This window comes from Mycobacterium sp. DHQP2018-32-09, from assembly GCF_058148405.1.
This window is the reverse complement of the sequence record NZ_JBYVYK010000033.1, coordinates 34960-60688: the sequence shown is the minus strand read 5'-3', so window position 1 is coordinate 60688 and position 25729 is coordinate 34960. Positions and strand designations below refer to the sequence as shown.

General features: G+C 69.0%; 31 protein-coding genes and 1 pseudogene. 29 read left to right on the top strand and 3 right to left on the bottom strand.

Annotated features, from left to right (window positions below):
• Positions 1–71: 71 nt before the first annotated feature.
• A complete protein-coding gene (locus tag AC30CM_RS17040) occupies positions 72–1346 on the bottom strand; it encodes an HNH endonuclease (RefSeq protein WP_490118080.1) in 1275 nt (424 codons plus the stop codon).
• Between the two features lie 230 nt (positions 1347–1576).
• Here AC30CM_RS17040 and AC30CM_RS17035 point away from each other — a divergent pair, with 230 nt between their 5' ends.
• From AC30CM_RS17035 to sppA, 28 genes and pseudogenes are all read left to right on the top strand, one after another.
• Positions 1577–2431: an alpha/beta hydrolase family protein gene (locus tag AC30CM_RS17035; protein ID WP_490118079.1), complete on the top strand. Its 855-nt coding sequence runs from the start codon at positions 1577–1579 to the stop codon at positions 2429–2431.
• 341 nt (positions 2432–2772) lie between these two features.
• Positions 2773–3078: a 30S ribosomal protein S10 gene (rpsJ, locus tag AC30CM_RS17030; protein ID WP_003883485.1), complete on the top strand. Its 306-nt coding sequence runs from the start codon at positions 2773–2775 to the stop codon at positions 3076–3078.
• A gap of 14 nt (positions 3079–3092) precedes the next feature.
• Entirely contained in the window at positions 3093–3746 is a 654-nt protein-coding gene (gene rplC, locus AC30CM_RS17025; protein ID WP_490118078.1) for a 50S ribosomal protein L3, read from the top strand.
• A gap of 2 nt (positions 3747–3748) precedes the next feature.
• Positions 3749–4405 (top strand): 50S ribosomal protein L4, encoded by a 657-nt coding sequence (gene rplD / locus AC30CM_RS17020; protein ID WP_490118077.1) that lies wholly within the window; start codon positions 3749–3751, stop codon positions 4403–4405.
• A complete protein-coding gene (gene rplW / locus AC30CM_RS17015) occupies positions 4405–4707 on the top strand; it encodes a 50S ribosomal protein L23 (RefSeq protein WP_490118076.1) in 303 nt (100 codons plus the stop codon). Before rplD ends, rplW begins: the two co-directional genes overlap by 1 nt.
• A 34-nt stretch (positions 4708–4741) precedes the next feature.
• A complete protein-coding gene (rplB, locus tag AC30CM_RS17010; protein ID WP_490118075.1) occupies positions 4742–5578 on the top strand; it encodes a 50S ribosomal protein L2 in 837 nt (278 codons plus the stop codon).
• A gap of 18 nt (positions 5579–5596) precedes the next feature.
• Positions 5597–5878: a 30S ribosomal protein S19 gene (gene rpsS, locus AC30CM_RS17005; protein ID WP_010908582.1), complete on the top strand. Its 282-nt coding sequence runs from the start codon at positions 5597–5599 to the stop codon at positions 5876–5878.
• Positions 5878–6300, top strand: a pseudogene (rplV, locus tag AC30CM_RS17000) (50S ribosomal protein L22); the annotation flags it as partial. The gene rpsS and the pseudogene rplV, both read left to right, overlap by 1 nt.
• 35 nt (positions 6301–6335) lie before the next feature.
• A complete protein-coding gene (gene rpsC, locus AC30CM_RS16995) occupies positions 6336–7169 on the top strand; it encodes a 30S ribosomal protein S3 (RefSeq protein ID WP_490118074.1) in 834 nt (277 codons plus the stop codon).
• A 2-nt stretch (positions 7170–7171) separates the two neighbouring features.
• Entirely contained in the window at positions 7172–7588 is a 417-nt protein-coding gene (rplP, locus tag AC30CM_RS16990) for a 50S ribosomal protein L16 (RefSeq protein ID WP_490118073.1), read from the top strand.
• Positions 7588–7821 (top strand): 50S ribosomal protein L29, encoded by a 234-nt coding sequence (gene rpmC / locus AC30CM_RS16985; protein ID WP_490118072.1) that lies wholly within the window; start codon positions 7588–7590, stop codon positions 7819–7821. Before rplP ends, rpmC begins: the two co-directional genes overlap by 1 nt.
• Positions 7821–8123: a 30S ribosomal protein S17 gene (gene rpsQ, locus AC30CM_RS16980; protein WP_490118071.1), complete on the top strand. Its 303-nt coding sequence runs from the start codon at positions 7821–7823 to the stop codon at positions 8121–8123. The genes rpmC and rpsQ overlap by 1 nt, the downstream gene beginning before the upstream one ends.
• 200 nt (positions 8124–8323) lie before the next feature.
• Positions 8324–10273 carry a hypothetical protein gene (locus tag AC30CM_RS16975; protein WP_490118070.1) on the top strand — a complete coding sequence of 650 codons (1950 nt, stop codon included), beginning with the start codon at positions 8324–8326 and terminating at the stop codon, positions 10271–10273.
• Between the two features lie 9 nt (positions 10274–10282).
• Positions 10283–11803 carry a hypothetical protein gene (locus AC30CM_RS16970; protein WP_490118069.1) on the top strand — a complete coding sequence of 507 codons (1521 nt, stop codon included), beginning with the start codon at positions 10283–10285 and terminating at the stop codon, positions 11801–11803.
• Positions 11800–13284 carry a glycosyltransferase gene (locus AC30CM_RS16965; protein ID WP_490118068.1) on the top strand — a complete coding sequence of 495 codons (1485 nt, stop codon included), beginning with the start codon at positions 11800–11802 and terminating at the stop codon, positions 13282–13284. The genes AC30CM_RS16970 and AC30CM_RS16965 overlap by 4 nt, the downstream gene beginning before the upstream one ends.
• Positions 13281–14975 (top strand): ArnT family glycosyltransferase, encoded by a 1695-nt coding sequence (locus AC30CM_RS16960; protein ID WP_490118067.1) that lies wholly within the window; start codon positions 13281–13283, stop codon positions 14973–14975. The genes AC30CM_RS16965 and AC30CM_RS16960 overlap by 4 nt, the downstream gene beginning before the upstream one ends.
• Positions 14976–15073: 98 nt before the next feature.
• Positions 15074–17425: an arylsulfatase gene (locus AC30CM_RS16955; protein WP_490118066.1), complete on the top strand. Its 2352-nt coding sequence runs from the start codon at positions 15074–15076 to the stop codon at positions 17423–17425.
• Between the two features lie 193 nt (positions 17426–17618).
• Positions 17619–17987, top strand: coding sequence for a 50S ribosomal protein L14 (gene rplN, locus AC30CM_RS16950; RefSeq protein WP_003883432.1), 369 nt, complete (start codon positions 17619–17621; stop codon positions 17985–17987).
• Positions 17988–18305, top strand: a complete 318-nt coding sequence (gene rplX / locus AC30CM_RS16945; RefSeq protein WP_490118065.1) for a 50S ribosomal protein L24 — start codon at positions 17988–17990, stop codon at positions 18303–18305. It abuts the gene before it with no gap.
• A gap of 1 nt (position 18306) precedes the next feature.
• Positions 18307–18870, top strand: coding sequence for a 50S ribosomal protein L5 (gene rplE / locus AC30CM_RS16940; protein WP_490118064.1), 564 nt, complete (start codon positions 18307–18309; stop codon positions 18868–18870).
• Between the two features lie 2 nt (positions 18871–18872).
• Positions 18873–19058 (top strand): type Z 30S ribosomal protein S14, encoded by a 186-nt coding sequence (locus AC30CM_RS16935; RefSeq protein ID WP_490118063.1) that lies wholly within the window; start codon positions 18873–18875, stop codon positions 19056–19058.
• Positions 19059–19191: 133 nt separating this feature from the next.
• Positions 19192–19590, top strand: a complete 399-nt coding sequence (gene rpsH / locus AC30CM_RS16930; RefSeq protein WP_490118062.1) for a 30S ribosomal protein S8 — start codon at positions 19192–19194, stop codon at positions 19588–19590.
• Between the two features lie 15 nt (positions 19591–19605).
• On the top strand, positions 19606–20145 hold the full coding sequence (gene rplF, locus AC30CM_RS16925; protein WP_490118061.1) for a 50S ribosomal protein L6: 540 nt from the start codon (positions 19606–19608) through the stop codon (positions 20143–20145).
• A 3-nt stretch (positions 20146–20148) separates the two neighbouring features.
• Positions 20149–20562, top strand: a complete 414-nt coding sequence (gene rplR / locus AC30CM_RS16920) for a 50S ribosomal protein L18 (RefSeq protein ID WP_490118060.1) — start codon at positions 20149–20151, stop codon at positions 20560–20562.
• 28 nt (positions 20563–20590) lie between these two features.
• Positions 20591–21262, top strand: a complete 672-nt coding sequence (rpsE, locus tag AC30CM_RS16915; RefSeq protein ID WP_490118059.1) for a 30S ribosomal protein S5 — start codon at positions 20591–20593, stop codon at positions 21260–21262.
• A 2-nt stretch (positions 21263–21264) separates the two neighbouring features.
• Entirely contained in the window at positions 21265–21459 is a 195-nt protein-coding gene (rpmD, locus tag AC30CM_RS16910) for a 50S ribosomal protein L30 (protein ID WP_490118058.1), read from the top strand.
• Entirely contained in the window at positions 21456–21899 is a 444-nt protein-coding gene (gene rplO, locus AC30CM_RS16905) for a 50S ribosomal protein L15 (protein WP_490118057.1), read from the top strand. The genes rpmD and rplO overlap by 4 nt, the downstream gene beginning before the upstream one ends.
• Before the next feature lie 103 nt (positions 21900–22002).
• The gene (sppA, locus tag AC30CM_RS16900; protein ID WP_490118056.1) at positions 22003–23775 is read left to right on the top strand and encodes a signal peptide peptidase SppA; all 1773 of its coding nucleotides are present in this window, start codon (positions 22003–22005) and stop codon (positions 23773–23775) included.
• A gap of 9 nt (positions 23776–23784) precedes the next feature.
• Here sppA and AC30CM_RS16895 read toward each other — a convergent pair whose 3' ends face one another.
• On the bottom strand, positions 23785–24279 hold the full coding sequence (locus AC30CM_RS16895; RefSeq protein WP_490118055.1) for a TspO/MBR family protein: 495 nt from the start codon (positions 24277–24279) through the stop codon (positions 23785–23787).
• Between the two features lie 67 nt (positions 24280–24346).
• On the opposite strand from AC30CM_RS16895, the gene AC30CM_RS16890 reads away from it, so the two are divergent.
• Entirely contained in the window at positions 24347–24814 is a 468-nt protein-coding gene (locus AC30CM_RS16890) for a MarR family winged helix-turn-helix transcriptional regulator (RefSeq protein ID WP_490118054.1), read from the top strand.
• On the opposite strand, the gene AC30CM_RS16885 is transcribed toward AC30CM_RS16890, so the two are convergent.
• Positions 24811–25713 (bottom strand): class I SAM-dependent methyltransferase, encoded by a 903-nt coding sequence (locus tag AC30CM_RS16885; RefSeq protein WP_490118053.1) that lies wholly within the window; start codon positions 25711–25713, stop codon positions 24811–24813. The genes AC30CM_RS16890 and AC30CM_RS16885 overlap by 4 nt on opposite strands.
• Positions 25714–25729 lie beyond the last annotated feature (16 nt).

Here is a 25729-nt window from a genome sequence, read left to right as displayed (position 1 = left end):
GCCGTGCCGGATCCCGAGGTGCTCGAGTTCGACGGCGATCCGGTGCGGGCCGGGCGCAAGACCTGTCGGGGTCAGGCCGCGCGCAGGGCGATGCGGAAGCGGACGATGTCGACGATGGTGGTGGCGGTGCTGGGGTGTCCGGGTGGTGGTGGGGCCTTCGAGGTGTAGGTGGCGCCGGTGGGTGTGGTGAGTTCGACGGTGTGACAGCCGCGTTGGCCGGTGTGGCGGTGGGGTCGGGCGTGCCAGCCGGGGGCTTGCTTGGCGTGGTTGCAGGCCACGCAGAGGCCTTGACCGTTGTCGGCGGTGGTGGGTCCGCCGGTGACGTGGGGGTCGGCGTGATCGGTGTGGCGGATGGGGGCGTCGCAGTAGGGGGTGCGACAGGTGTCGTCGCGTAGCGCGATGAAGGTCGCCAGGGCCTTGGGGAACCGGCGGGCGCGGGATTCCATCGCGACCAGGGCGCCGGTGTCGGGGCGGCGGTAGAGGCGGCGCAGCAGGGCGCGGGAGCGGTCGTCGCCGACGGCGTCGGTGACGAGGTGGCGGGCGACGGCGGCGGGGACGGGTCCGTGACCGGCGATGCGGGCGGGTTCGGGATCGCCGCCGAAGAGGGTTTCGTCGGTGATGACCAGGTCGACGGTGACGGGGACGGGGGATTGGGCCGGGCGGCCGGTGATCCGTTCGACGAGGGTGTCGGCCATGACCTGTCCGCGGGTGCGCCCGTCTGCGGTGGTGTCGGCGGCGCGGTGCAGGGCGGCGTGGACCGCGACGCCCTGGGCCAGGGGGAGGTGCGCGGTGAGGTAGGTCATGGCGTCGGGGGCGGGTCGGCAGGTGACGCGGCGTTCCTCGGCGGCGGTGACCGCCCGGTTCACGACGGCCTGGGGGTCCAGGCGGTAGGCGATGGCCTTGGCGTCGGCGGCGATCCGCGTGTCACCCTTGCCTGCCAGGGCGGTGGGGTCGGCGCAGAGTTCGGCGTCCAGCGCGCGGCGGTCCTCGAGGGTGAGGCAGGCCGATTCGCGCACGATGAGGGTGGCGCGCCATTCCGAGAGGGCGCCGGTTTCCAGGGCGGCCAGGGTGAGGGGCATCTCGTGGACCAGGGTCTCGGCGAACCCGAGGTGGCGGTTGCCGCGGTGGGGGGAGTCGTGGCGGGCCAGGGCGACCTCGCCGGCCAGGCCGCGGCCGCGCAGACGGCCGGGAATCCCCGCGGCCTCCTCGCAGCCACGGCGCAGGTGGGCGAACGCGGCGGTGGCCTTGGCTTGTTCGGCGGCCGCGGCGGACTTCACGCGTTCGAGTTCGGCGATGCGCGCGACGAGGGCCGCCTCGTCGGCATCCGGATCGAGTGCTTCGAACACGTGTTCGATCATATCCGAGGCCGACGACAGCGCGCCAGGTGTCGTCCCGATGTCCGACGAACGGTCCGCGACGGACCCGTGGGCCTTCTTCGGTGCCCCGGGTAGGGCTAACCGGTAGTCCGACGGTACGGGTGGCCCCGCCAATGCTGGCGGGAAGCCGGGCAGACGGCGTCCGCCTGCGACGACAGGATCTGTAGGCATCACCCGTCGAGCCGAGAGGGTCGCCCGCCATGACGACGACCAGTACCGCCGAGACTCCCGTCGACCGGCCGGCGCAGCGCCGCGTGCGCATTCCCTACCGGGACCCCGAGCGGGGCGTGATCGAACTCCCAGGTCGCCTCTTCCTCGCCGACGACACCGGCGTGGCCCGCCCCACCGTGATCTACACCCAGGGCTTCGACTCCACCAGCGAAGAGGGCGTCACGGTCATCGGGGCCGCCGCGCTGCGACACGGCTACCACGTCCTGACCTACGACGGGCCGGGTCAGGGTGCGGTGATCCGGGACCGCGGCATCCCGTTGCGCCCCGACTGGGAGGGCGTGCTGGGCGCGGTGGTGGACTGGGCGTTGCGGGTACCCGAGATCGACGGTGACCGGTTGGCGCAGTACGGCCGCGGCCTCGGCGGCTATCTGGTGTCTCGCTACGCCGCCCGCGACCACCGCTCGGCGGCGATCGTCTGCCACGACGGCATGGTCACGTTCTACGCGTCGACGCCGTCGGTGCCCGAGGACGTACTGCCGCTGATCGAAGACGGCGACGACCCCCGGGCCAATCGCCTCCTCGGCGCCCTGATGGCCGACGACGACGACCTCGCGCGGGGGTTGACCCGCGGGACGTGGGTCACCGGGACACCCGATGCGGCCGCCTACGTGCGCGCCACCGCCGACTACACCCTGACGCTCGACGACCTCCGTGCCATCGATACCCCGATGCTCCTGGTGGAGGGTCACGTCGAGCGGGCGTACGCCGGACAGTCGGCCACCATCGCGGCCCACCTGCACGGGCCGCACGTACATTGCCGTGCCACGACGTCCCACGAGCTGCATCGCGCGGTGTTCGACTACCTGGGGGGCGCCCTGCGCTAGAGGTCCGTCGAGTCGTCCTTTCCCTGGTGGGGAGAGATTTGGCTCGGGCGGGATCGTCAGGCATACTGTTCGGGTTGCCTCGAGCCGGGACGGAACCCTCTAGGGTCTGCCCGGTCTTGGCATGCGACCAGCACTCGTATGAGTGTGTCCGGTCCCCACTCGGTCGAGACGAAGCGTCGTCGCCGACGAGTATGCGCGAGGGCGACACGCCCGAGCGCGGGGGTCGGTGAACCAGAGACAGGAAAACAGCGGCGGCATAGTCCGCGCGACCGGGTTGGTCCCAGCGCGCGGGTGGCAACCAGGCCCATTCGTGGGCCCGTTAACAGTGAGGTAGGAGAAGCGTGGCGGGACAAAAGATCCGCATCAGGCTGAAGGCCTACGACCACGAGGCAATCGATGCCTCGGCGCGCAAGATCGTCGAGACGGTCACCCGGACGGGCGCCAGCGTGGTCGGACCGGTGCCGCTGCCGACGGAGAAGAACGTGTACTGCGTCATCCGGTCCCCGCACAAGTACAAGGACTCGCGGGAGCACTTCGAGATGCGCACCCACAAGCGGCTCATCGACATCCTCGACCCCACGCCGAAGACCGTTGACGCCCTGATGCGCATCGATCTGCCGGCCAGTGTCGACGTGAACATCCAGTAGGAGAACCAGAAACCATGGCACGCAAGGGAATTCTGGGCACCAAGCTGGGCATGACGCAGGTGTTCGACGAGAACAACAAGGTCGTCCCGGTCACGGTCGTCAAGGCCGGCCCCAACGTGGTGACCCGTATCCGCACGCCCGAGCGCGACGGCTACAGCGCCGTCCAGGTCGCGTACGGCGAGATCAGCCCCCGCAAGGTGAACAAGCCGGTCGCCGGTCAGTTCGCCGCCGCGGGCGTCAACCCGCGCCGCCACCTCGCCGAGCTGCGGCTCGACGACGAGGCCGCGGCCGCCGAGTACGAGGTCGGCCAGGAGCTGACCGCGGAGATCTTCGCCGACGGCGCCTTCGTCGACGTGACGGGCACCAGCAAGGGCAAGGGCTTCGCCGGCACCATGAAGCGTCACGGCTTCAGCGGCCAGGGCGCTGCCCACGGTGCGCAGGCCGTGCACCGCCGGCCGGGTTCCATCGGCGGCTGCGCCACCCCGGGTCGCGTCTTCAAGGGCACCCGGATGTCCGGCCGCATGGGTAGCGACCGCGTCACCACGCAGAACCTGAAGGTGCACAAGGTCGACGCCGAGAACGGCGTCATCCTGATCAAGGGCGCCATCCCCGGCCGCAACGGCGGCCTGGTCGTGGTGCGCAGCGCGATCAAACGAGGTGAGAAGTAATCATGGCGAACAAGATTGACGTTCGTACGCCGGCCGGCTCGACCGACGGCAGCATCGAGCTGCCCGCCGAACTGTTCGACGTCGAACCCAACATCGCGCTCATGCACCAGGTGGTGATCGCTCAGCTGGCCGCGGCCCGTCAGGGCACGCACTCCACCAAGACCCGCGGTGAGGTCTCCGGCGGCGGCAAGAAGCCGTACCGGCAGAAGGGCACCGGCCGCGCCCGCCAGGGCTCGACCCGCGCGCCCCAGTTCACCGGTGGTGGCACGGTGCACGGCCCCAAGCCGCGCGACTACAGCCAGCGGACGCCCAAGAAGATGATCGCCGCGGCCCTGCGCTCGGCGTTGTCGGACCGCGCCCGCAACGAGCGGATCCACGCGATCACCGAGCTGATCAGCGGTCAGACGCCGTCGACCAAGGACGCCAAGACGTTCCTGGGCACGCTGACCGACCGCCGCAAGGTGCTCGTCGTGATCGGCCGCACCGACGAGGTCGGCGCGAAGAGCGTGCGCAACCTGCCCGGTGTGCACGTGATCTCGCCGGACCAGCTCAACACGTACGACGTGCTGGAGGCCGACGACGTGGTGTTCAGCGTCGAGGCGCTCAACGCCTACATCGAGAACGCCTCGAAGAAGGACAAGGAAGAGGTGTCGGCCTGATGGCTACCGTGACCGATCCCCGCGACATCATCCTGGCTCCGGTCATCTCGGAGAAGAGCTACTCGCTCATCGAGGACAACACCTACACCTTCGTCGTCCACCCGGAATCGAACAAGACGCAGATCAAGATCGCGATCGAGAAGATCTTCGACGTCAAGGTCGATTCGGTGAACACGGCCAACCGCCAGGGCAAGCGCAAGCGCACCCGCACCGGCTACGGCCAGCGCAAGGCCACCAAGCGCGCCATCGTCACGCTGGCCGCTGGGAGCAAGCCGATCGATTTGTTCGGAGCTCCGGCCTGATCGGCCGGCGTCGAGGAACTAGAGAGATTTAGACATGGCTATTCGCAAGTACAAGCCGACGACCCCGGGTCGTCGCGGTGCCAGCGTCTCCGACTTCGCCGAGATCACGCGTTCCACCCCGGAGAAGTCGCTGATCAAGCCGCTGCACGGCAAGGGCGGTCGCAACGCGCACGGTCGTATCACCACGCGGCACAAGGGTGGTGGCCACAAGCGTGCCTACCGCGTCATCGACTTCCGTCGCCACGACAAGGACGGCGTCAACGCGAAGGTCGCGCACATCGAGTACGACCCGAACCGCACCGCCAACATCGCGCTGCTGCACTACCTGGATGGCGAGAAGCGCTACATCATCGCGCCAGAGGGCCTCAAGCAGGGCGCCGTCGTGGAGTCGGGTGCCAACGCCGACATCAAGCCGGGCAACAACCTGCCGCTGCGCAACATCCCGGCCGGTACCGTGATCCACGCCGTGGAGCTGCGGCCCGGCGGCGGCGCCAAGCTGGCCCGCTCGGCCGGCGTCAGCATCCAGCTGCTCGGCAAGGAAGGCAGCTACGCCTCGCTGCGCATGCCCAGCGGTGAGATCCGTCGCGTCGACGTGCGCTGCCGCGCCACCGTCGGCGAGGTGGGCAACGCCGAGCAGGCGAACATCAACTGGGGCAAGGCCGGCCGGATGCGGTGGAAGGGCAAGCGCCCCACCGTCCGTGGTGTCGTGATGAACCCGGTCGACCACCCGCACGGTGGTGGTGAGGGCAAGACCTCCGGTGGCCGTCACCCGGTCAGCCCGTGGGGCAAGCCCGAGGGCCGCACCCGCAAGCCCAACAAGCCGAGCGACAAGCTCATCGTCCGACGCCGGCGCACCGGCAAGAAGCGCTAGGCCGGAAAGGATTAGACGATGCCACGCAGCCTGAAGAAGGGCCCGTTCGTCGACGACCATCTGTTGAAGAAGGTCGACGTGCAGAACGAGAAGAACACCAAGCAGGTCATCAAGACCTGGTCGCGCCGTTCGACCATCATCCCCGACTTCATCGGGCACACCTTCGCCGTCCACGACGGTCGCAAGCACGTGCCGGTGTTCGTCACCGAGGCGATGGTCGGCCACAAGCTGGGCGAATTCGCCCCGACCCGCACGTTCAAGGGTCACATCAAGGACGACCGGAAGGCGAAGCGCCGGTAATGACTACGACGACCGAATACCCGTCTGCGACGGCGAAGGCGCGCTTCGTGCGCGTCTCGGCGAGCAAGTCGCGCCGCGTCATCGACCTGGTCCGCGGCAAGTCGGTGGCCCAGGCCCTCGACATCCTCCGCTGGGCCCCGCAGGCCGCCAGCGAGCCGGTGGCCAAGGTCATCGCGAGCGCTGCCGCCAACGCGCAGAACAACGACGGCCTGGATCCGTCGACCCTCGTGGTCGCCGCGATCTACGCCGACGAGGGCCCGACGGCCAAGCGCATCCGGCCGCGCGCCCAGGGGCGCGCCTACCGGATCCGCAAGCGCACCAGCCACATCACGGTGATCGTGGAGAGCCGGCCCACCCAGCAGAAGGGTGCGTCTGCAGCGTCGGCGCGATCGCGTCGCGCCCAGGGCAGCAAGGCTGCCTCCACCAAGAAGGCCGAGACGAAGGGAGGCTCGGAGTAGTGGGCCAGAAGATCAACCCCCACGGCTTCCGCCTCGGCATCACGACCGACTGGAAGTCGCGCTGGTACGCCGACAAGCAGTACTCGGACTACGTCAAGGAAGACGTCGCCATCCGCAAGCTGCTGGCCACGGGCCTCGAGCGTGCCGGCATCGCCGACGTGGAGATCGAGCGGACCCGTGACCGGGTGCGCGTCGACATCCACACCGCGCGTCCCGGCATCGTGATCGGCCGTCGCGGCACCGAGGCCGACCGCATCCGCGCCGACCTGGAGAAGCTCACCGGCAAGCAGGTGCAGCTCAACATCCTCGAGGTAAAGAGCCCCGAGTCCGTTGCCCAGCTCGTCGCGCAGGGCGTCGCCGAGCAGCTGTCCAACCGCGTCGCCTTCCGTCGGGCCATGCGCAAGGCCATCCAGTCGGCCATGCGTCAGCCCAACGTCAAGGGCATCCGGGTGCAGTGCTCGGGTCGTCTGGGCGGTGCCGAGATGAGCCGGTCGGAGTTCTACCGCGAAGGTCGAGTGCCGCTGCACACGCTGCGCGCCGACATCGACTACGGCCTGTACGAGGCCAAGACCACCTTCGGCCGCATCGGCGTGAAGGTCTGGATCTACAAGGGCGACATCGTCGGTGGCAAGCGCGAGCTGGCCGCTGCCGTCCCCGCTGGCGCCGAGCGTCCGCGCCGGGATCGTCCGTCGGGCACCCGGCCGCGCCGTTCCGGCGCGTCGGGCACCACGGCGACGAGCACCGACGTCGGCCGTGCGGCCTCCACCGATGACGCCGTGGCGCCCACCGCTGACACCGCGGCCGCCCCCGCGGCCGAGAAGACGGAGAGCTAGTCATGCTGATTCCCCGGAGGGTCAAGCACCGCAAGCAGCACCACCCGCAGCAGCGCGGCATCGCCAGCGGCGGAACGTCGGTGAGCTTCGGTGACTACGGCATCCAGGCCCTGGAGCACGCTTACGTCACCAACCGGCAGATCGAGTCCGCTCGTATCGCCATCAACCGGCACATCAAGCGTGGCGGCAAGGTGTGGATCAACATCTTCCCGGACCGCCCGCTGACGAAGAAGCCCGCCGAGACCCGCATGGGTTCGGGCAAGGGTTCGCCCGAGTGGTGGGTCGCCAACGTCAAGCCCGGCCGCGTGCTGTTCGAGATCAGCTTCCCGGACGAGAAGATCGCCCGCGAAGCGCTCACGCGCGCCATCCACAAGCTGCCGATCAAGGCACGCATCGTTACCAGAGAGGAGCAGTTCTGATGGCAGTGGGAACGTCGCCTGGCGAACTGCGCGAGCTGACCGACGAGGAGCTGACCAGCCGCCTGCGGGAGTCGAAGGAAGAATTGTTCAACCTTCGCTTCCAGATGGCCACCGGCCAGCTGTCCAACAATCGTCGTCTTCGCACGGTGCGCCAGGAAATCGCACGCGTCTACACCGTGCTGCGGGAACGTGAATTGGGTCTGGCCGCCGGACCCGGAGGTGAGGATTCGTAATGGCCGAAACGACGGAAAAGGGTCCGAAGCACACGCCTCGTACCGAGAAGCCGCGTGGTCGCCGCAAGACCAGGATCGGCTACGTGGTGAGCGACAAGATGGACAAGACCATCGTCGTCGAGCTGGAGGACCGCAAGAGCCACCCGCTCTACGGCAAGGTCGTCCGGACCACCACCAAGGTCAAGGCCCACGACGAGAACGGTGACGCCGGCATCGGCGACCGCGTCTCGCTCATGGAGACCCGGCCGCTGTCCGCGACCAAGCGGTGGCGCCTGGTCGAGGTGCTTGAGAAGGCCAAGTAGCGCCAACGTCGGGCAGTGCCCGAACGAACCCCCGTCCGCCTTGCGCGGTGCGGGGGTTTCGTGCATTCATCGGCACGTAAATCGCCGGTGGCGGGCCGTTTGGTCGTTTCCAGCGCAACGTTTGACGGTTAGCTCACATTTGAAACTGAAAAGCCACATTCACCATTCTTTTACGCGGGCGGTGATTATCATCGGCATCCGTGAGTTCGCCTGCGACGTCCGTGATCCGAGCCGTTTCGGGCGTATTCCTCGGGGCTGCCTTGGTGATGTCGTCCGGGCTCGCCCCCGCCCTGGCCGAACCCGGACCCGGCGGACTGGTCGCCGACTCGCCCGTCGTGCGACTGTCCTCGGTGGGCATCGACGGCAACCTCGCGCTCTACGGCGTCGCAGGCGCCCAACAACTGGTGTTGCCCGTCCCGCAGGGGCTCGTACCCGCCGCCCTCAACGCCGTGGTCGAGTTGCCGCCCAACGTGGCCTCCGGCGTCATCACCGTCAGCCAGGGCGACCGCACGGTGTCGCGAGTCCCGCTGCCCGAGGGCGATCGCGCACCCATCTCGATCCCGCTGGCCGGCGCCGAGGTCGTGAACAATGCCATCACCGTGCTGATCCGCAGCCAGCTCATCCCGCCCACCGAGTACTGCCTCTACGACAGCAACAACCCGCTGCGGCTGTCCGATGCGTCGGTCGCCTACACCGGCCAAGAGCTCGCACCCCGCGTGGTCGCGGACTTCCTGCCGCCGGTGCTGCAGAAGCTCACGCTGTTCGTGCCCCAGAACCCGTCGCAAGCCGAATCCGATGCGGCCGTGCGCCTCACCACCGCGGTGATCGCCCGGTACGGCCAGCAGAACACCGACGTCGACCTGGTGCCGCTGGCCGGCGATCAGAACACGCCGCCCCTGCCGTCCCAGCCGTTCGAACGCCAGATCGTGATCCGCGAGAGTGACACGCCCCGAGTGTCACTGGAAGGCGACCAGGGCGTGCCCGCGCTGCTCATCACCGGCCGCGGCAACGACCTGGTGAACCAATCCCGACTGCTCGGCAGCGACCTGTCGCGGCTGGCGCTGGCCTCGGCAGCCGTCGCGGGCACCATCAAGAGCAGCCCCCAGCTGCCCGCCGACGAGACCACGATCCGCGACCTCGGCCAGCCCGGCGTCAACGCCACCGCGCTGGAACCGCAGGTGTCCATCGGCCTGGACCAGACCCGCTTCGGGCGGCCGGTGCGCGACGTGCGCGTGCACCTCAAGGGCGCCTACACCCCGCTGCCGTCGAGCGTCGGCGGTCAGGTGGTGGCCTCCGTCGGCGGCGAGGCCGTGGACCGCTGGCCCGTCGACGCCACCGGGACCATCGACCGCTGGGTGTCGATCCCCAACGAGCGGCTCACCCGCTACACCAACCTCGACGTCGCCGTCGACCTGGCCGGCGACACCGGCCGCTGCGGTGAGTTCCAGCCCGTGAAGCTCACCATCGACGGCGCCACCACGGTGCAGAGCAAGGCCGCTCAGCCCCCGGTGCCCGCCGGCTTCCAGTCCCTGCCGCAGGCCCTGATGCCCCGCACCGTCATCGGCATCGGTGACGACGCCTTCGCCGACACCGCCCGCGCCGTCACGATCATGGAGGGTTTGCAGCGCCTGGGGAACCTACCGCTGGACACCGCCGTCATGCCGCTGGCCGACGCCGAGCGTGACGGCAGCCCCGCCGTGCTGATCTCGGCGGACGGCTGGACCGACGACGCGCTGCCGCTGCCCGTCTCCGCCGGCTCCGACGGCCAGCTGACCGTGCGTCCCGCCGGGGGAGGGGACACGACGACGCTGACCCTCGACCCGGGGCTGCGCTTCGGCTCGCTGCAGGCCGTGCACACCGGGGACCGCACCGTGGTGGTCGCCACCTCCAACGGGGCGCCCGAGGAACTCGACGGCCTGCTCGCCTGGCTCAACGCCGACCCGCGGCACTGGTCGTCACTCACCGGTGACGCGCTGCTGTCCGCACCCGATCGCGACCCCGTCATGTTCGACGCAGGCACCGCGGCCGCCGACGTCCACGGTGACTCGCGCGGCGTCAGCCCCGCCGTGTGGCTGGCCACCGGCATCGTGGTGGTCGCCGCCGTCGCAGCGCTGGGCTTCCTGGCCGTCCGCCGCAAGCGACGGAGCTAGGCGACGGCGATGACGGCAACCACCTCGGAGTTCGTCGAGCAGCCCGCCGCCGAGGACCGGCCTGCCCCGCCTCCCCGCGACCGCACCGCCGCGCGCATCGCCCTGCGGTGGCTGCTGATCGTGACGCTGACCCTCGTCGCGTTCTGGCCGTCGCTGATGAGCCTGTACCAGACCACCCTCGGTAGCGGCCTCAACGGCTACGCGTGGTTGGTGCTGGTGGCCGGCGTCCTCGCCGCCCAGGGCGTGGCGCGCCGTCCGCGGCGCGGCCCGCCGATCCACGATCGGCAGACCGACGTCATCGTCGGCATCATGGGCATGGGCTTCGCGCTGCTGCTGTGCGGCGTCCTCATGCGCCGCTACGGCATGTGGTTCCACCTGCTGCGCTTCGACCTGCTGGGCATGTGGACGTTCGTCCTCAGCGCATGCGTGCTGCTGTTCGGCTTGCGCCCGGTGACCCGCTACACCGGGGTGTGGCTGCTGACGCTGGCGGTCTTCCCGCTGCCCTACCAGGTCATGGTGATCGTGCTGGGTGGTGGCCGCGCGGCAGGTGCGGTCACGTCCATCCTGATCGCCGCGGCAGCGGCCGCCATCGCCGTCGGCCGCGGCCGACGCGCGCTGCTCGCCGCGTGCTGCACCGTGCCGCTGGGCATCGCCGGCCTGTTCGCGCTCAACGCGGTGGCCCCGAAGGCGGCCGTCGTCGCCTACCAGGTCCTGCCCGCGCTGGCCGCCATGCTGATCGTGCTGGCCGTCGACGCCGTGCTGTCCCACCGCACCGCCACCCCCGGCGCGCGCCGGACGGCGTTGGCGCCGCCGGCCACCACCTCCGTGTGGTCGATGGTGCCGCTGCTGCTGGTGGTGACGTTCGCGCTGACACTGGTGAAGCTGCCCGCCCCCGGCAGTCCGCCGGTGTCGCGATTCGACGCCATGCCGATCACCGGTCCGCTGCTGGCGCCGGAGGGCTGGCAGGTCACGCGGACCGAGGACTACCCGTGGGTCAAGCGCCTGCACGGCAGCCAGGCCGACCTGACCCGCCAGCGGATGGTCGCCGACGCCGGCAACCTCAAGTGGGACAAGCTGTCCCGGCCGCGCACCGTCGTCGTCGACAACGTGATGACGGACCGGCCGTTCTCGTTCTACGTCTACCCGGCCAAGGTGCTCTACGACGTCACGGCCACCCGTTTGTCCCAGGTGCGCCGCGTCGACCTCGGCTACGGGGTGACCGGCGAACTCATGTCGGGTGTCGACGACCACGAGCTGGTGACGTGGAACATGATGCAGTGGACGTGGCGCAACGGCGCCCGCGCACAACGCGTGCTGGTGTTCACCGTCGACAACCACGAGGACGACGCACCGTTCCCGCAACCCTCGGGAGCGCTGTTGCCCACCCTCAACACCCTGGTGACGGTGCTGTTCCGCGGCAACTCCGCCGTCGACGACGACCACCCCGAGTTCAAGGACGCCGACCTGCTGACGGTGTTCAGCCGCGACCTGGTGTCCGCGCAACTGCAACCGCTGGGCATCGCGCCGTGACCTATTCGATCGACACCCTCACCGACGTCCAACGCGACCACGCGCTGGACCGGTCCATCAACGGGTTGCGCGACGACGACCCGATGCGGTCGGCGTCGGTGCCCATCATGGGGTGGCAGAAGCTGGGTCTTGCGGCCGCCGCCGCGGTGGTGGTGGTCTGCTTCGTGCTCTGGCCGATGCACACCATGGTGGTCCTCATCGGCATCTGCACGCTGGGCTACGTCGCCACCATGGCCGACCGCGTCCTGATCTTCAAGCAGGGCCTGGCATCTCGGCCCATCGTGATCTCCGACGAGCGGGCCAGGGCCATCGCCGACGACGACCTGCCGACGTACACGATCCTGGTGCCCGCCTACAACGAACCCGAGGTGGTCGACGACCTGATCGGGGCGATGGCGGCGCTGGAGTACCCCAAGGACAAGCTGCAGATCCTGCTGCTCCTCGAAGCCGACGACGAGGTCACGATCACCGCGGCACGGCGGTGCAAGGACTCCGAGGCCATCACGATCGTGCTGGTGCCCCCGGCCGAACCCCGCACCAAGCCCAAGGCCTGCAACTACGGGCTGCACTTCGCGACCGGCGAGATCGTGACGATCTACGACGCCGAGGACCTGCCGGATCCGCTGCAGCTGCGCCGCGTGGTGGCCGCGTTCCGCCAGTTGCCCGACGACGTCGCCTGCATCCAGGCCCGGCTGGCCTATCACAACGGGCACCAGAATCTGCTGACCGGCTGGTTCACCGCCGAGTACGGGTTGTGGTTCGGCTACCTGCTGCCCGGTCTGATGAGCAGCGAGTCGCCGATCCCCCTGGGCGGCACGTCCAATCACATCCGTCACGACGTGCTCGCGACCATCGGGGCGTGGGATCCGCACAACGTCACCGAGGACGCCGACCTGGGCCTGCGGATCGCCGCGACCGGCTACCGCACCGCCGTGGTCGACTCGGTGACGCTGGAGGAGGCCAACAGCGATCCCATCAACTGGATCCGGCAGCGTTCCCGCTGGTACAAGGGGTACCTGCAGACGTGGCTGGTGCACATGCGCAAGCCCCGCCAGCTGCTGACGACCATCGGGTGGCGCAACTTCGTGCGGTTCAACCTGGTGCTCGCCGGCACGCCGATCATCGCCGTGCTGAACCTGGCCTTCTGGTTGATCACCGCGATGTGGTTCCTGGGTCAGCCCGAGGTCATCGGCGCCGTGTTCCCCTGGTACATCTACTTTCCCGCGCTCACCGCGCTGGTCCTCGGCAACTTCGCCACGCTCTACATGAACCTCATCGCCCTGCGTGAGGACGACCGGCCGGATCTCATCGTGCCCGCGCTCACGGTGCCGCTGTTCTGGCTGATGATGAGCATCGCCGCCGCCAAGGGCACCTACCAGTTGATCCGCAATCCGTCCTACTGGGAGAAGACCTTCCACGGGCTCGACAAGTCGGCCGATGAACCAGCCGACGAGTCTCGGCCGGCCGGCGGATCCACGTGACGCGGTCGTCGGACCGTCGGCTCAAGGCCGCCGCCTACGTGGTGTCGTTCGCCGTGTACGTCGGCGTCGGTTACTGGCTGCAGGTCGGTCACGGGTTCATCCTCGGCGACGCCCTGTCACGCGTGTCCGCCGCGCAGAGCGTGCTGTTCAGCCGCGACCCGCACCTGGCCGCGATCGGCTTCATCTTCACCCCGTTGACCGCCATGCTGCAGATCCCGCAGATCGCCCTGAGCCCGCTGTTCCCGGCGTTGGCCGACCGCGCCTTCGCGGGCTCGATCATGTCCGCGGTGTTCATGGCGGGCGCCGTCGTCCAGATCCTGTCGCTGGGCACCGACCGTGGACTGCCGCGCGGGTACACGCTGGCCATCGCCGCGCTGTTCGCGCTGAACCCGATGATCGTGTTCTACGGCAGCAACGGCATGAGCGAGGCGCCGTTCCTGTTCTTCCTCATCTGGGCCGTGCGCCGACTGATCTCGTGGATGATCGACGACGACGTGCACCACCTCGTCGCCGCCGGCGGCATCGCGATGGGCCTGTCGTACCTCACCCGGTACGACGCCGTCGGCTGCATCGCCGCCGCGGGCATCCTGGTCGCCGTCACCACCTACGTACGCGCCACGCCGGAACCGCGCGTCAAGCGCGCCTTCCTGAACCTGCTGCTGGTCAGCGGTCCCGGCCTGGCGGCGTTCCTGGGGTGGGCCGTCACCAGCTGGCTCATCACGGGAGAACCCTTCGCGCAGTTCACCTCCCAGTACGGCAATGCCGCCATCGTGGCGCAGTCGGGGCAGCCGGTTGCGGACGTCGGCACCGGGCTGGCGTTCGCCGCCACGTGCATCACGCTGCTCGCGCCCACGCTGGTCCCGCTGGCGGTATGGGCCGGCGTCGTGCGGGCACGTCGTCCGTACTGGCCCACGCTGCTGGTGCCGCTGGCGCTGTTCGGCGCGGTGCTGGCCTTCCAGGCCTACACCTACGCCTCGGGCGCGACGTTCGGCTTCCTGCGGTTCTACATCGCCGCGATCCCCCTGGCGGCGTGCCTTGCCATGCTCGCGGTGCCCGAGGTGCGCTACGCCCCGGCGGTCCGCCGGGGCAGGTACGCGCCGCCTGCGGTGGCGCCCCGTCCGCCGGGCAGGTGGCGCTGGGCGGCGTACGTCGCCGTGGCCCTGGTCTTCGCGGCGACGGTGCCCATGACGACGTTCGGCATGAGCCTGCCGAAGTACGCGCCGCAGGAGTACTCGCTGGCGGCCATCGTCGACCCCGACCGCGACGGCCTGTCCGACGAGCGCGCCGTCGAGCGGCGCATCGTCGCCAGCTTCTCCACCGAGCGCAAGATCGCGCGCTACCTCGACGGCCTGAACCTGCCGGAGAGTTCGGTCATCGTGGACACGGTGTACGGGTTCGCCGTCGTGGCCGCGTCCACGCGTCCCAAGACGTTCGTGGTGCCGTCGGACCCGGACTTCACCGAACTGCTCAACGATCCGGTCAACGAGGGCATCGAGTACCTGCTCGCGGTGCCCGCGGAGGGCCGCGGGCTCTCGGACGCGCTCAACACCCGCTACCCGACGCTCTACGAGACCGGCGCCGACGTCGCCACCCTGGAACTCGAGATCCCCAACGACGGTGACAGCCAACCGACGTGGCGGCTCTACCGGGTCAACGAGCCGACCCCGCGCCCCGGTTCGACACCGGGCTGACGACCCCGGGTGGCGTCGTCGATTCGACACGTTCCGCTCGTGCGGCCGGTGTACTCTGCGGGCCATCTGTTCAGACCGTGCAGAAGCGAGGGACCCAGATGGCGACCGAATTCCAGGGCAAGATCGCGCTCGACATCCGGGACTCGGAGCCCGACTGGGGACCCTATGCCGCGCCCACGGCGCCCGCCGGCTCGCCCAACGTGCTCTATCTGGTGTGGGACGACACGGGCATCGCCACGTGGGACTGCTTCGGCGGCCTGGTGGACATGCCCGCGATGCGCCGCATCGCCGACCGCGGCGTGCGGCTGACGCAGTTCCACACCACGGCGCTGTGCTCGCCGACCCGGGCCTCACTGCTCACGGGTCGCAACGCCACCACGGTCGGGATGGCCACCATCGAGGAGTTCACCGACGGCTTCCCGAACTGCAACGGCCGCATCCCCGCCGACACCGCGCTGCTGTCGGAGGTGCTCGCCGAGCGCGGCTGGAACACCTACTGCATCGGCAAGTGGCACCTCACACCGCTTGAGGAGTCGAATCTTGCTGCCACCAAACGGCATTGGCCGCTCAGTCGAGGATTCGAGCGATTCTACGGATTCATGGGCGGCGAAACCGACCAGTGGTATCCCGATCTGGTGTACGACAACCACCCCGTCGCCCCGCCCGCCACCCCCGAGGACGGCTACCACCTGTCGAAGGATCTGGCGGACAAGACCATCGAGTTCATCCGCGACGCGAAGGTCATCGCGCCCGACAAACCGTGGTTCTCCTACGTGTGCCCCGGTGCGGGCCACGCACCGCATCACGTCTTCAAGGAGTGGGCCGACAAGTATGCGGGCAGATTCGACATGGGCTACGAGGCCTACCGCGACATCGTGCTGGAGAACCAGAAGAAGCTCGGCATCGTGCCCCCGGACACCGAGTTGTCGCCGGTCAACCCGTACCTCGACGTCGTGGGACCGCACGGGGAGCCGTGGCCGTTCCAGGACACCGTGCGACCGTGGGATTCGCTGAGCGACGACGAGAAGCGGCTGTTCAGCCGGATGGCCGAGGTGTTCGCCGGCTTCCTGAGCTACACCGACGCGCAGATCGGCCGCATCCTCGACTACCTCGAGGAATCCGGTCAGCTCGACAACACGATCATCGTCGCGATCTCCGACAACGGTGCGAGCGGTGAAGGAGGGCCCAACGGCTCGGTCAACGAGGGCAAGTTCTTCAACGGCTACATCGACACCGTCGAGGAGAGCCTGCGCTTCTTCGACGACCTCGGCGGCCCCAAGACGTTCAACCACTACCCGATCGGCTGGGCGATGGCGTTCAACACGCCCTACAAGCTGTTCAAGCGATACGCCTCCCACGAGGGCGGCATCGCCGATACCGCGATCATCAGCTGGCCCGAGGGGATCACGGCGCACGGCGAAGTGCGGGACAACTACGTCAACGTCTGCGACGTGACCCCGACGATCTACGACCTGCTGGGCATCACCGCGCCCGACGAGGTCGCCGGCATCCGGCAGAAACCGCTCGACGGGGTGAGTTTCGCAGCGGCACTGAATGATCCGGGCGCCGACACCGGCAAGACGACGCAGTTCTACACGATGCTGGGCACCAGGGGCATCTGGCACGACGGCTGGTTCGCCAACACGCTGCACGCCGCGACGCCGTCCGGCTGGTCGAGCTTCGACGAGGACCGCTGGGAGCTGTTCCACATCGAATCCGACCGCAGCCAATGCCACGATCTGGCCGCCGAGCATCCCGAGAAGCTCGAGGAACTCAAGAAGCTGTGGTTCGTCGAGGCCGAGAAGTACGGCGGGCTGCCGTTGTCCGACCTGAACATCATGGAGACGATCTCGCGCTTCCGCCCCTACCTCGCCGGCGAACGGCAGAGCTTCACGTACTACCCCGATGCGGCGGAGGTCGGCAGCGGCGCGTGCGTCGAACTGAAGGGTCAGTCGTACTCGATCATGACCGAGGTCGACGTCACGGCCGCGAACGCCGAGGGCGTGCTGTTCAAACACGGTGCCGGGCACGGGGGTCACGTGCTCTTCGTCCAGGACGGGCGTCTGCAGTACGTCTACAACTTCCTCGGAGAGGAGGAGCAGCTGGTCGCGGCGCCCGACCCGATCCCGCTGGGTCGGCACGTCCTCGGAGTCAGCTACATCCGGACCGGAACCGTCGAGAACAGCCACACGCCGCTCGGCGACGTCTCGCTACACGTCGACGACACCGTCGTCGCGACGCGCTCCGGCGTGCGCACGCAGCCCGGCACGTTCGGTATCTCCGGGGCCGGGTTCGCCGTGGGCCGCAACGAGGGGCAGACGGTGTCGAGCAACTACACGGCGCCGTACCCGTTCACCGGGGGCACCATCGCCAAGGTGGTGGTCGACGTCTCCGGCACCCCCTACGTCGACGTCGAGCGGGAGCTGGCCGCGGCGTTCGCGAAGGACTGACCAGGTAGGGCCGGGTCGAACGATTTGGTTCGACGCCCCGGCTCGCCTACTATATGGGGGTTGCCTTGGGCAGACCTCGGCTGTCGTGTGTCTAGACGGCCCTGCGTGCCCTTCGGCGACGAAGACCGCGTTACGTCGAGCTATCTCGTGCTGCTCGCCGTGCCGTGTACGTGCAAGTAATCGAGGAGATCGAGTGATTCAGCAGGAATCGCGGCTCAAGGTCGCCGACAACACGGGTGCCAAGGAGATCTTGTGCATCCGCGTGCTCGGCGGCTCGTCGCGGCGCTATGCCGGCATCGGCGATGTCATCGTGGCGACGGTGAAGGACGCCATCCCCGGCGGCAACGTCAAGCGCGGCGACGTCGTCAAGGCCGTGGTGGTGCGCACCGTGAAGGAGCGTCGCCGCGCCGATGGCAGCTACATCAAGTTCGACGAGAACGCGGCCGTGATCATCAAGGCCGACAACGATCCGCGTGGCACCCGCATCTTCGGCCCGGTCGGCCGCGAGCTGCGTGAGAAGCGCTTCATGAAGATCGTCTCGCTGGCCCCGGAGGTGCTGTAAATGAAGGTGCACAAGGGCGACACCGTGCTGGTGACCGCGGGCAAGGACAAGGGCGCCAAGGGCAAGGTCCTGCAGGCCTACCCCGACCGCGAGAAGGTTCTCGTCGAGGGTGTCAACCGGATCAAGAAGCACACCGCCGTGTCGCAGAACGAGCGTGGCGCGTCCTCGGGCGGCATCGTCACGCAGGAAGCCCCCATCCACGTGAGCAACGTGATGGTGGTCGACTCCGACGGCAACCCGACCCGCATCGGCTACCGCGTCGACGCAGAGACCGGCAAGAAGGTCCGCGTGTCGAAGCGCAACGGCAAGGACATCTGACATGACCACCGCAGAGAAGGTTCAGCCCCGGCTGAAGCAGCGCTACCGCGACGAGATCAAGGACGCGCTGAACGCCGAGTTCAAGTACGACAACGTCATGCAGATCCCGGGCGTCGTCAAGGTCATCGTCAACATGGGTGTCGGTGACGCCGCCCGTGACGCGAAGCTGATCAACGGCGCGGTCAGCGACCTCGCGCTGATCACCGGCCAGAAGCCGGAGATCCGCAAGGCCCGCAAGTCCATCGCCCAGTTCAAGCTGCGCGAGGGCATGCCCATCGGCGCCCGCGTCACGCTGCGCAACGACCGCATGTGGGAGTTCCTCGACCGCCTGGTGTCGATCTCGCTGCCCCGCATCCGCGACTTCCGCGGCCTGTCGCCCAAGCAGTTCGACGGCAGTGGCAACTACACCTTCGGCCTCAACGAGCAGTCGGTGTTCCACGAGATCGACGTGGACAAGATCGACCGCCCCCGCGGCATGGACATCACCGTCGTCACCTCGGCGACGACCGACGACGAAGGCCGTGCCCTGCTGCGTGCGCTCGGCTTCCCGTTCAAGGAGAACTGAGCATGGCAAAGAAGGCTCTGGTCAACAAGGCCAACAAGAAGCCCAAGTTCAAGGTCCGCGCATACACGCGCTGCAACAAGTGCGGCCGTCCGCACGCCGTGTTCCGCAAGTTCGGCCTGTGCCGAATCTGCCTGCGGGAGATGGCCCATGCCGGCGAGCTGCCCGGCGTCCAGAAGTCCAGCTGGTAAGCCAGCAGCGTCAGAGCGTCCGCGCGCAGAGCCGCGGGCGTCGTATTCCACAGACCACTTAGAACAGTTTTGTGGCAGGCCCCTTGGACCGTAGGTCCCGGGGAACCGCCGCGAGGAAGGTGAGCCGGTTGTCATGACGATGACTGACCCGATCGCAGACTTCTTGACGCGTCTGCGCAACGCCAATTCGGCGTACCACGATGAGGTGACGTTGCCTCACAGCAAGATCAAGGCGAACATCGCCGAGATCCTGAAGAACGAGGGCTACATCACCGACTACCGCACCGAGGATGCTCGGGTCGGCAAGTCGCTGGTCGTCAACCTGAAGTACGGCCCGAGCCGTGAACGAAGCATCGCGGGCCTGCGCCGGGTTTCCAAGCCCGGTCTGCGGGTGTACGCGAAGTCCACCAATCTGCCGCGGGTGCTGGGTGGCCTCGGCGTGGCGATCATCTCCACGTCGTCCGGCCTGCTCACCGACCGCCAGGCAGCCCGTCAAGGCGTGGGCGGCGAAGTCCTCGCCTACGTCTGGTAGCGGGGGAGAACACACATGTCGCGCATTGGAAAGCAGCCGGTCCCGGTTCCCAACGGGGTCGACGTCACGATCACCGGCCAGAACGTGTCGGTGAAGGGCCCCAAGGGCACCCTCGAACTCAACGTCGCCGAGCCGATCTCGGTCAGCCGCGGCGACGACGGCGCCATCGTGGTGACGCGTCCGAACGACGAGCGGGAGAACCGCTCGCTGCACGGTCTGTCGCGCACGCTGGTGGCCAACCTGATCACCGGTGTCACCGAGGGCTACACCACGAAGATGGAGATCTTCGGTGTCGGTTACCGCGTGCAGCTCAAGGGCTCCAACCTGGAGTTCGCGCTGGGCTACAGCCACCCCGTGGTGATCACGGCCCCCGAGGGCATCACGTTCGCGGTGGAGACGCCCACCAAGTTCTCGATCAGCGGTATCGACAAGCAGAAGGTCGGTCAGATCTCGGCGAACATCCGCCGCCTGCGCCGCCCCGACCCCTACAAGGGCAAGGGCGTGCGCTACGAGGGTGAGCAGATCCGTCGCAAGGTCGGAAAGACGGGTAAGTAACTCATGGCCAACACGAAGACTGCCGAAGCGCCCGCGAAGCGCAAGCCCGTGGGGCAGAACATCTCCGAGACCCGCCGCACGGCTCGCATCCGTCGGCACGCGCGGCTGCGCAAGAAGGTCGCCGGCACCGCCGAGGCACCCCGCCTCATGGTCAACCGCTCCGCACGCCACATCCACGTGCAGCTCATCGACGACTCGCAGGGCGTCACCATCGCCGCTGCCTCGTCGATCGAAGCCGACGTGCGTGCGGTCGAGGGCGACAAGAAGGCCCAGAGCGTCCGGGTCGGCCAGCTGATCGCCGAGCGCGCCAAGGCCGCCGGCGTCGAGACGGTCGTGTTCGATCGCGGCGGCTACACCTACGGTGGCCGGATCGCTGCGCTCGCCGACGCCGCTCGGGAAAGCGGGCTGAAGTTCTAATGACGAAGAAGACTGGAAGGACTGCATGATGGCCGAGCAGGCAACTGGTGCCGGCGGCGCGTCGGACAGCCGAGGTCAGCGTGGCGACCGCGACGGCCGGGGTCGCCGTGACGACCGGGGTGGCCGCGGAGGTCGCGACAACGGTGGCGACAAGAGCAACTACCTGGAGCGGGTCGTCACCATCAACCGCGTCTCCAAGGTCGTCAAGGGCGGTCGGCGCTTCAGCTTCACCGCGCTGGTGATCGTCGGCGACGGCAAGGGCATGGTCGGCGTCGGCTACGGCAAGGCCAAGGAAGTTCCGGCCGCCATCGCCAAGGGCGTCGAGGAGGCTCGCAAGGGCTTCTTCCGCGTGCCGCTCATCGGCGGCACCATCGTCCACCCGGTGCAGGGTGAGGCTGCCGCGGGCGTCGTGATGCTGCGTCCGGCCAGCCCCGGTACCGGTGTGATCGCCGGTGGCGCGTGCCGCGCGGTGCTGGAATGCGCCGGCGTGCACGACATCCTGGCGAAGTCGCTGGGCAGCGACAACGCGATCAACGTGGTGCACGCCACCGTTGCCGCGCTGAAGCAGATCCAGCGGCCCGAGGAAGTGGCGGCCCGTCGCGGCCTGCCCATCGAGGACGTCGCCCCCGCAGGCATGCTGAAGGCACGCCGCGAGGCCGAGGCCGTGGCGGTCGCCGCGGCACGTGAAGGAAGCGCATAGTCATGGCCGAACTCAAGATCACCCAGGTGCGCGGCACCGTCGGTGCTCGCTGGAAGCAGCGCGAGAGCCTGCGCAGCCTCGGACTGCGGAAGATCCGCCAGTCCGTGGTCCGCGAGGACAACGCGCAGACGCGCGGTCTGATCAAGACCGTGCATCACCTCGTCGAAGTTGAAGCGGTTGAGGAGGCCACCAAGTGAGCGTCATCAAGCTGCACGATCTGAAGCCCGCCCCGGGCTCGAAGACCGCCAAGACCCGCCTGGGTCGTGGTGAGGGCTCCAAGGGCAAGACCGCTGGTCGCGGTACGAAGGGCACCGGGGCCCGCAAGAACGTCCCCGTGCGCTTCGAGGGTGGCCAGATGCCGATCCACATGCGCCTGCCCAAGCTCAAGGGCTTCCGCAACCGGTTCCGCACCGAGTACGCCGTCGTCAACGTCGGCGACCTCGGCAAGGCGTTCCCGCAGGGCGGCTCGGTCGGCATCGACGACCTGGTCGCCAAGGGCCTGGTCCGCAAGAACGTGTTGGTGAAGGTGCTCGGCGACGGCAAGCTGTCCGTCAAGGTCGACGTCACCGCCCACAAGTTCAGCGGCTCGGCCCGCGAGGCCATCACGGCCGCCGGCGGCTCCGCCACCGAGGCATAACCCTCGCGAACAGACGCAAAGTCCCCCGAACCCCTCGAGGTTCGGGGGATTTTGCGTCTGTTCGCGAAGGGGACCGGGATCGCGTCGTCGGTACCCTCGAGGCATGGTCAGCCTGCTGTCCGGGATTCCCGGTGTCGACGAACTCCGCACGATCGCCCGCAAGGTCGACACCGCCCGGCACCGCGGCATCCCCGACGGCTGCGTACTCGAACTCGACGTCTCGGCGGTGCCCAACGAGACCGCGGGTTTCGACCCCGTCGCCCTGCTCTCCGGCGGCCGACCGATGGTGCTGCGCGAGGTCGTGGAGGCCCTGCACCAGGCCGCCGCCGACGACCGCGTCGCCGGCCTGATCGCGCGCGTGCAGTTGCCCGCCGCCGCGGCGGGCCCGGTGCAGGAGCTGCGCGAGGCCGTCGTCGCGTTCAGCGACCGCAAGCCGTCGCTGGCGTGGGCCGAGACCTATCCCGGGACCATGTCGTACTACCTGGCCTCGGCGTTCCGCGAGGTGTGGATGCAACCGTCGGGCACCGTCGCCCTGGTGGGCTTCGCCACCAATGCGCTGTTCCTGCGGGGCGCCCTCGACAAGGCCGGCGTGCAGGCGGAGTTCGTGGCCCGCGGCGAGTACAAGTCGGCGGCCAACCTGTTCACCCAGGACGGCTACACCGAGGCCCACCGCGAGGCGGACACGCGGCTCGTGGAGAGCCTGCACGCGCAGGTGCTCGCCGCGGTGGCCGAGGCGCGGCACGTCGACCCCGACGAACTCGACGGGCTGGCCAACCGCGCGCCGCTGCTGCGCGACGACGCCGTCGCCTCCCGGCTGGTGGACCGCATCGGCTTCCGCGACGAGGCGTTCGCCCGCATCGCCGAACTCGCGGGCGGCGCGCCGGCCACCGCTGACGCCGACGGCCCCGACGGTCCGCCGCGGCTGTTCCTGTCGCGCTACGCCCGCGCCAAGCGGTCCGTCGCTCCGCCCATGCCGGGTGTGACGAGTAAACCGACCATCGCGGTCGTGACCCTGCACGGTCCCATCGTCAGCGGTCGGGGAGGTCCGCAACTGTCGCCGCTGGGCAGTTCGAGCGCGGGCGGCGACACCATCGCCGCCGCGCTGCGCCAGGCCGGCGCCGACGACGCGGTGGCCGCGGTGGTGCTGCGCGTCGACAGTCCCGGCGGTTCGGTGAACGGTTCGGAGACCGTGTGGCGCGAGGTCGACCGGCTGCGCACGGCGGGCAAGCCGGTGGTGGCCTCGATGGGAGCGGTGGCGGCGTCCGGCGGCTACTACGTGTCGATGGCCGCCGACGCCATCGTCGCCAACCCGGGCACCATCACCGGGTCCATCGGCGTGCTCGCCGGGAAGTTCGTGGCCCGGGAGCTGAAGGACAAACTCGGCATCGCCTCCGACGGGGTGCGTACCAACGACAACGCCGACGCGTGGTCGCCGAACGCCCCGTTCACCGCCGAGCAGCGCGCGCATCTGGAGGCCGAGACCGAGCTGTTCTACACCGACTTCGTACAGCGGGTGGCGCTGGGGCGCGGTCTGTCCGTCGCCGAGGTCGACGCGGTGGCGCGGGGCCGGGTGTGGACCGGGGCCGATGCGGCCGAGCGGGGTCTGGTCGACGAACTCGGCGGCCTGCGCACGGCGATCGAGCGGGCCAAGGTGCTCGCCGGGTTGGACCCCGGTGCCGACGTCAAGGTGACGCACCTGCCGGGATCCTCGGTGCGCGACCTCCTGCGGCCCAAGCCGTCGTCGCAGCCGGCCGCGGCCACGCTGCCCGACGCCGTCGGCGCCTTGTTGGGCCGCTCGCTCACCGTCGCCGTCGACTCGGTGCGGCAGTCGCTGTCCGGGGTCAACGCGGTCTGGCTGGGCGACGTCCGGCTCTGACGTGCCGGCTCAGGCGTTGAGTGACCACACCGAGTAGTTGAGCGCCGTCGCGAACAGCACCCATGCCAGGTACGGCACCAGCAGTGCGGCGGCGACGCGGTGACGCCTCCAGAACAGCGCGACGGTCGCCAGCACGGCGATGTCGAGGGCGACGATGTCGACCAGTGCCAGGCCGCGCCAGCCCAGGCCGAAGAACAGCGGGGACCACAGCAGGTTGAGCACCAGCTGCACGACGTAGGCGACGATGGCCGGGTTGCCGGGGCGCGGGTCGGTGCGCCAGACCAGGTAGGCGGCCACCGCCATCAGGACGTAGAGGACGGTCCACACCGGGCCGAACACGTCCGGGGGCGGAGCCCACGACGGTTGCGCGAGCTTGCCGTAGTCGGATGCCGCGTTCACCGACGCCAGGCCGCCGAGCGCGGCGACGACCGCCACGGCGACCAGCGAGACGATCAGAGCGACGACCTGCCGGGATCGTGGTGCGATGGGGGCTTCGGATGACATGAGTCCCAATATTGCTCAGCCTGCTGAACAATGCAAGTGACGTGTGACGTAAGGAACGATGCCAACGATGGACGGTCCAGGGCAGTTGTCCAGTCGCTGGTCTAGCGGCTGGTCCAGTGGCTGGCCCACCGGCCGGCTGCTGTCCATGGCGGCCCGGCTGGTCGAACAATCATGGGAGCACGTGCTGCGCGAGTACGAGCTGTCCAGCGCCGGCCTGGTGGTCCTGCACGTGGTGGCGAAGGGCCCGGCGACCCAGCGCGAGATCGCCAAGGCCTGCCGCGTCACCGACCAGACCGCCAGCCGCACCGTCGAGCGGCTCGAACGCCTCGGCTACGTCGACCGCACCGTCGACGCCCGCGACGAACGGCGCAAGTCGGTGACCAGCACCGCCAAGGGGCAGCGCGTCTACGCCGAGCTGCTGGACCGCGAGCGCACCGATCCCGCGCTGATCGCGGCGATCGGCGACCAGGAACCCGAACTGCGGCGACTGCTGATCGACCTCATCGAGGCGCAGCAGCGCGCCGCGCAGGACTAATCCAGCCGCGCGCTGACGTAGCTGATCTGGCCGAACTCGGCGCCCATCTCGCCGTCGGGCAGCGTGAAGCCCTGCGCCTCGTGCGCCTCGCGTGCCGGCACGTCGGTCACCGCCCAGCCCTTGGCCCGCAAGTACTCGGACACGTGATTGCGCTCGCCGGCATACACCAGGTCACCGATCTCGATGTCGGAACCCAGCTGCTTCATCCGCTCCCGGAGCGTGCGTTGACGCTCCCCGTCGGTGAACGCCGCGACGTCCGCCACGCGTTCGGTGGCCAGCCGACTGCCCGGCGCCGACAGTGCGGTGATCTCGTCGAACAGCCGGTCCTGCGCCTCCGCGGGCAGGTAGATCAGCAGTCCCTCGGCGCTCCACGCCGTCGGCCGTGACGGATCGAACCCGCTGTCCCGCAGAGCCTTCGGCCAGTCCTCGCGCAGGTCGACGCCCACCGTGACGTGGGTGGCGGTGGGCGTGGCGCCCTGGGCCGCGAGCGTGGCGGTCTTGAACTCGATCACCTCGGGTTGGTCGACCTCGAAGACCGTGGTGCCCGCAGGCCACGGCAGCCGGAACCCCCGGGCGTCCAGTCCGGCCGCCAGGATCACCGCCTGCCGCACGCCCGATTCCGCGGCATCGAGGAACATCTGGTCGAACCACCGGGTGCGCACCGCCATGCCCTCGGCGGCCCGGCGCACCGTGAACGCCGGGTCGACGTCGGTGAAGTCGATCTCGCCGTCGAGCACCTTGGTGAAGAACTCGACGCCGACGGCGCGCACCAGCGGGTCGGCGAACGGGTCGTCGATCAAGTGCTCGCGATGGGCGAGCGCCCGCTGCGCGGCCACCATGGTCGCGGTCGCACCCACGCTCGAGGCCAGGTCCCAGCTGTCACCGTCGCTACGTGCCATGTCGCGTCTCCTCGCC

What these genes read in the sequence shown, in the direction of transcription:
- AC30CM_RS16885 (WP_490118053.1), bottom strand. Translation starts at nt 25,713, where the DNA reads ATGGCACGTAGCGACGGTGACAGCTGGGACCTGGCCTCGAGCGTGGGT.
- rplE (WP_490118064.1), top strand. Translation starts at nt 18,307, where the DNA reads ATGACCACCGCAGAGAAGGTTCAGCCCCGGCTGAAGCAGCGCTACCGC.
- rpsQ (WP_490118071.1), top strand. Translation starts at nt 7,821, where the DNA reads ATGGCCGAAACGACGGAAAAGGGTCCGAAGCACACGCCTCGTACCGAG.
- AC30CM_RS16955 (WP_490118066.1), top strand. Translation starts at nt 15,074, where the DNA reads ATGGCGACCGAATTCCAGGGCAAGATCGCGCTCGACATCCGGGACTCG.
- AC30CM_RS17035 (WP_490118079.1), top strand. Translation starts at nt 1,577, where the DNA reads ATGACGACGACCAGTACCGCCGAGACTCCCGTCGACCGGCCGGCGCAG.
- rpsE (WP_490118059.1), top strand. Translation starts at nt 20,591, where the DNA reads ATGGCCGAGCAGGCAACTGGTGCCGGCGGCGCGTCGGACAGCCGAGGT.
- rpmD (WP_490118058.1), top strand. Translation starts at nt 21,265, where the DNA reads ATGGCCGAACTCAAGATCACCCAGGTGCGCGGCACCGTCGGTGCTCGC.
- rplF (WP_490118061.1), top strand. Translation starts at nt 19,606, where the DNA reads ATGTCGCGCATTGGAAAGCAGCCGGTCCCGGTTCCCAACGGGGTCGAC.
- rplW (WP_490118076.1), top strand. Translation starts at nt 4,405, where the DNA reads ATGGCTACCGTGACCGATCCCCGCGACATCATCCTGGCTCCGGTCATC.
- sppA (WP_490118056.1), top strand. Translation starts at nt 22,003, where the DNA reads ATGGTCAGCCTGCTGTCCGGGATTCCCGGTGTCGACGAACTCCGCACG.
- AC30CM_RS16890 (WP_490118054.1), top strand. Translation starts at nt 24,347, where the DNA reads ATGGACGGTCCAGGGCAGTTGTCCAGTCGCTGGTCTAGCGGCTGGTCC.
- AC30CM_RS16895 (WP_490118055.1), bottom strand. Translation starts at nt 24,279, where the DNA reads ATGTCATCCGAAGCCCCCATCGCACCACGATCCCGGCAGGTCGTCGCT.
- rplR (WP_490118060.1), top strand. Translation starts at nt 20,149, where the DNA reads ATGGCCAACACGAAGACTGCCGAAGCGCCCGCGAAGCGCAAGCCCGTG.
- rplX (WP_490118065.1), top strand. Translation starts at nt 17,988, where the DNA reads ATGAAGGTGCACAAGGGCGACACCGTGCTGGTGACCGCGGGCAAGGAC.
- rplD (WP_490118077.1), top strand. Translation starts at nt 3,749, where the DNA reads ATGGCGAACAAGATTGACGTTCGTACGCCGGCCGGCTCGACCGACGGC.
- rpsH (WP_490118062.1), top strand. Translation starts at nt 19,192, where the DNA reads ATGACGATGACTGACCCGATCGCAGACTTCTTGACGCGTCTGCGCAAC.
- AC30CM_RS16970 (WP_490118069.1), top strand. Translation starts at nt 10,283, where the DNA reads ATGACGGCAACCACCTCGGAGTTCGTCGAGCAGCCCGCCGCCGAGGAC.
- rplB (WP_490118075.1), top strand. Translation starts at nt 4,742, where the DNA reads ATGGCTATTCGCAAGTACAAGCCGACGACCCCGGGTCGTCGCGGTGCC.
- rpsS (WP_010908582.1), top strand. Translation starts at nt 5,597, where the DNA reads ATGCCACGCAGCCTGAAGAAGGGCCCGTTCGTCGACGACCATCTGTTG.
- rplC (WP_490118078.1), top strand. Translation starts at nt 3,093, where the DNA reads ATGGCACGCAAGGGAATTCTGGGCACCAAGCTGGGCATGACGCAGGTG.
- rpmC (WP_490118072.1), top strand. Translation starts at nt 7,588, where the DNA reads ATGGCAGTGGGAACGTCGCCTGGCGAACTGCGCGAGCTGACCGACGAG.
- rplP (WP_490118073.1), top strand. Translation starts at nt 7,172, where the DNA reads ATGCTGATTCCCCGGAGGGTCAAGCACCGCAAGCAGCACCACCCGCAG.
- AC30CM_RS16935 (WP_490118063.1), top strand. Translation starts at nt 18,873, where the DNA reads ATGGCAAAGAAGGCTCTGGTCAACAAGGCCAACAAGAAGCCCAAGTTC.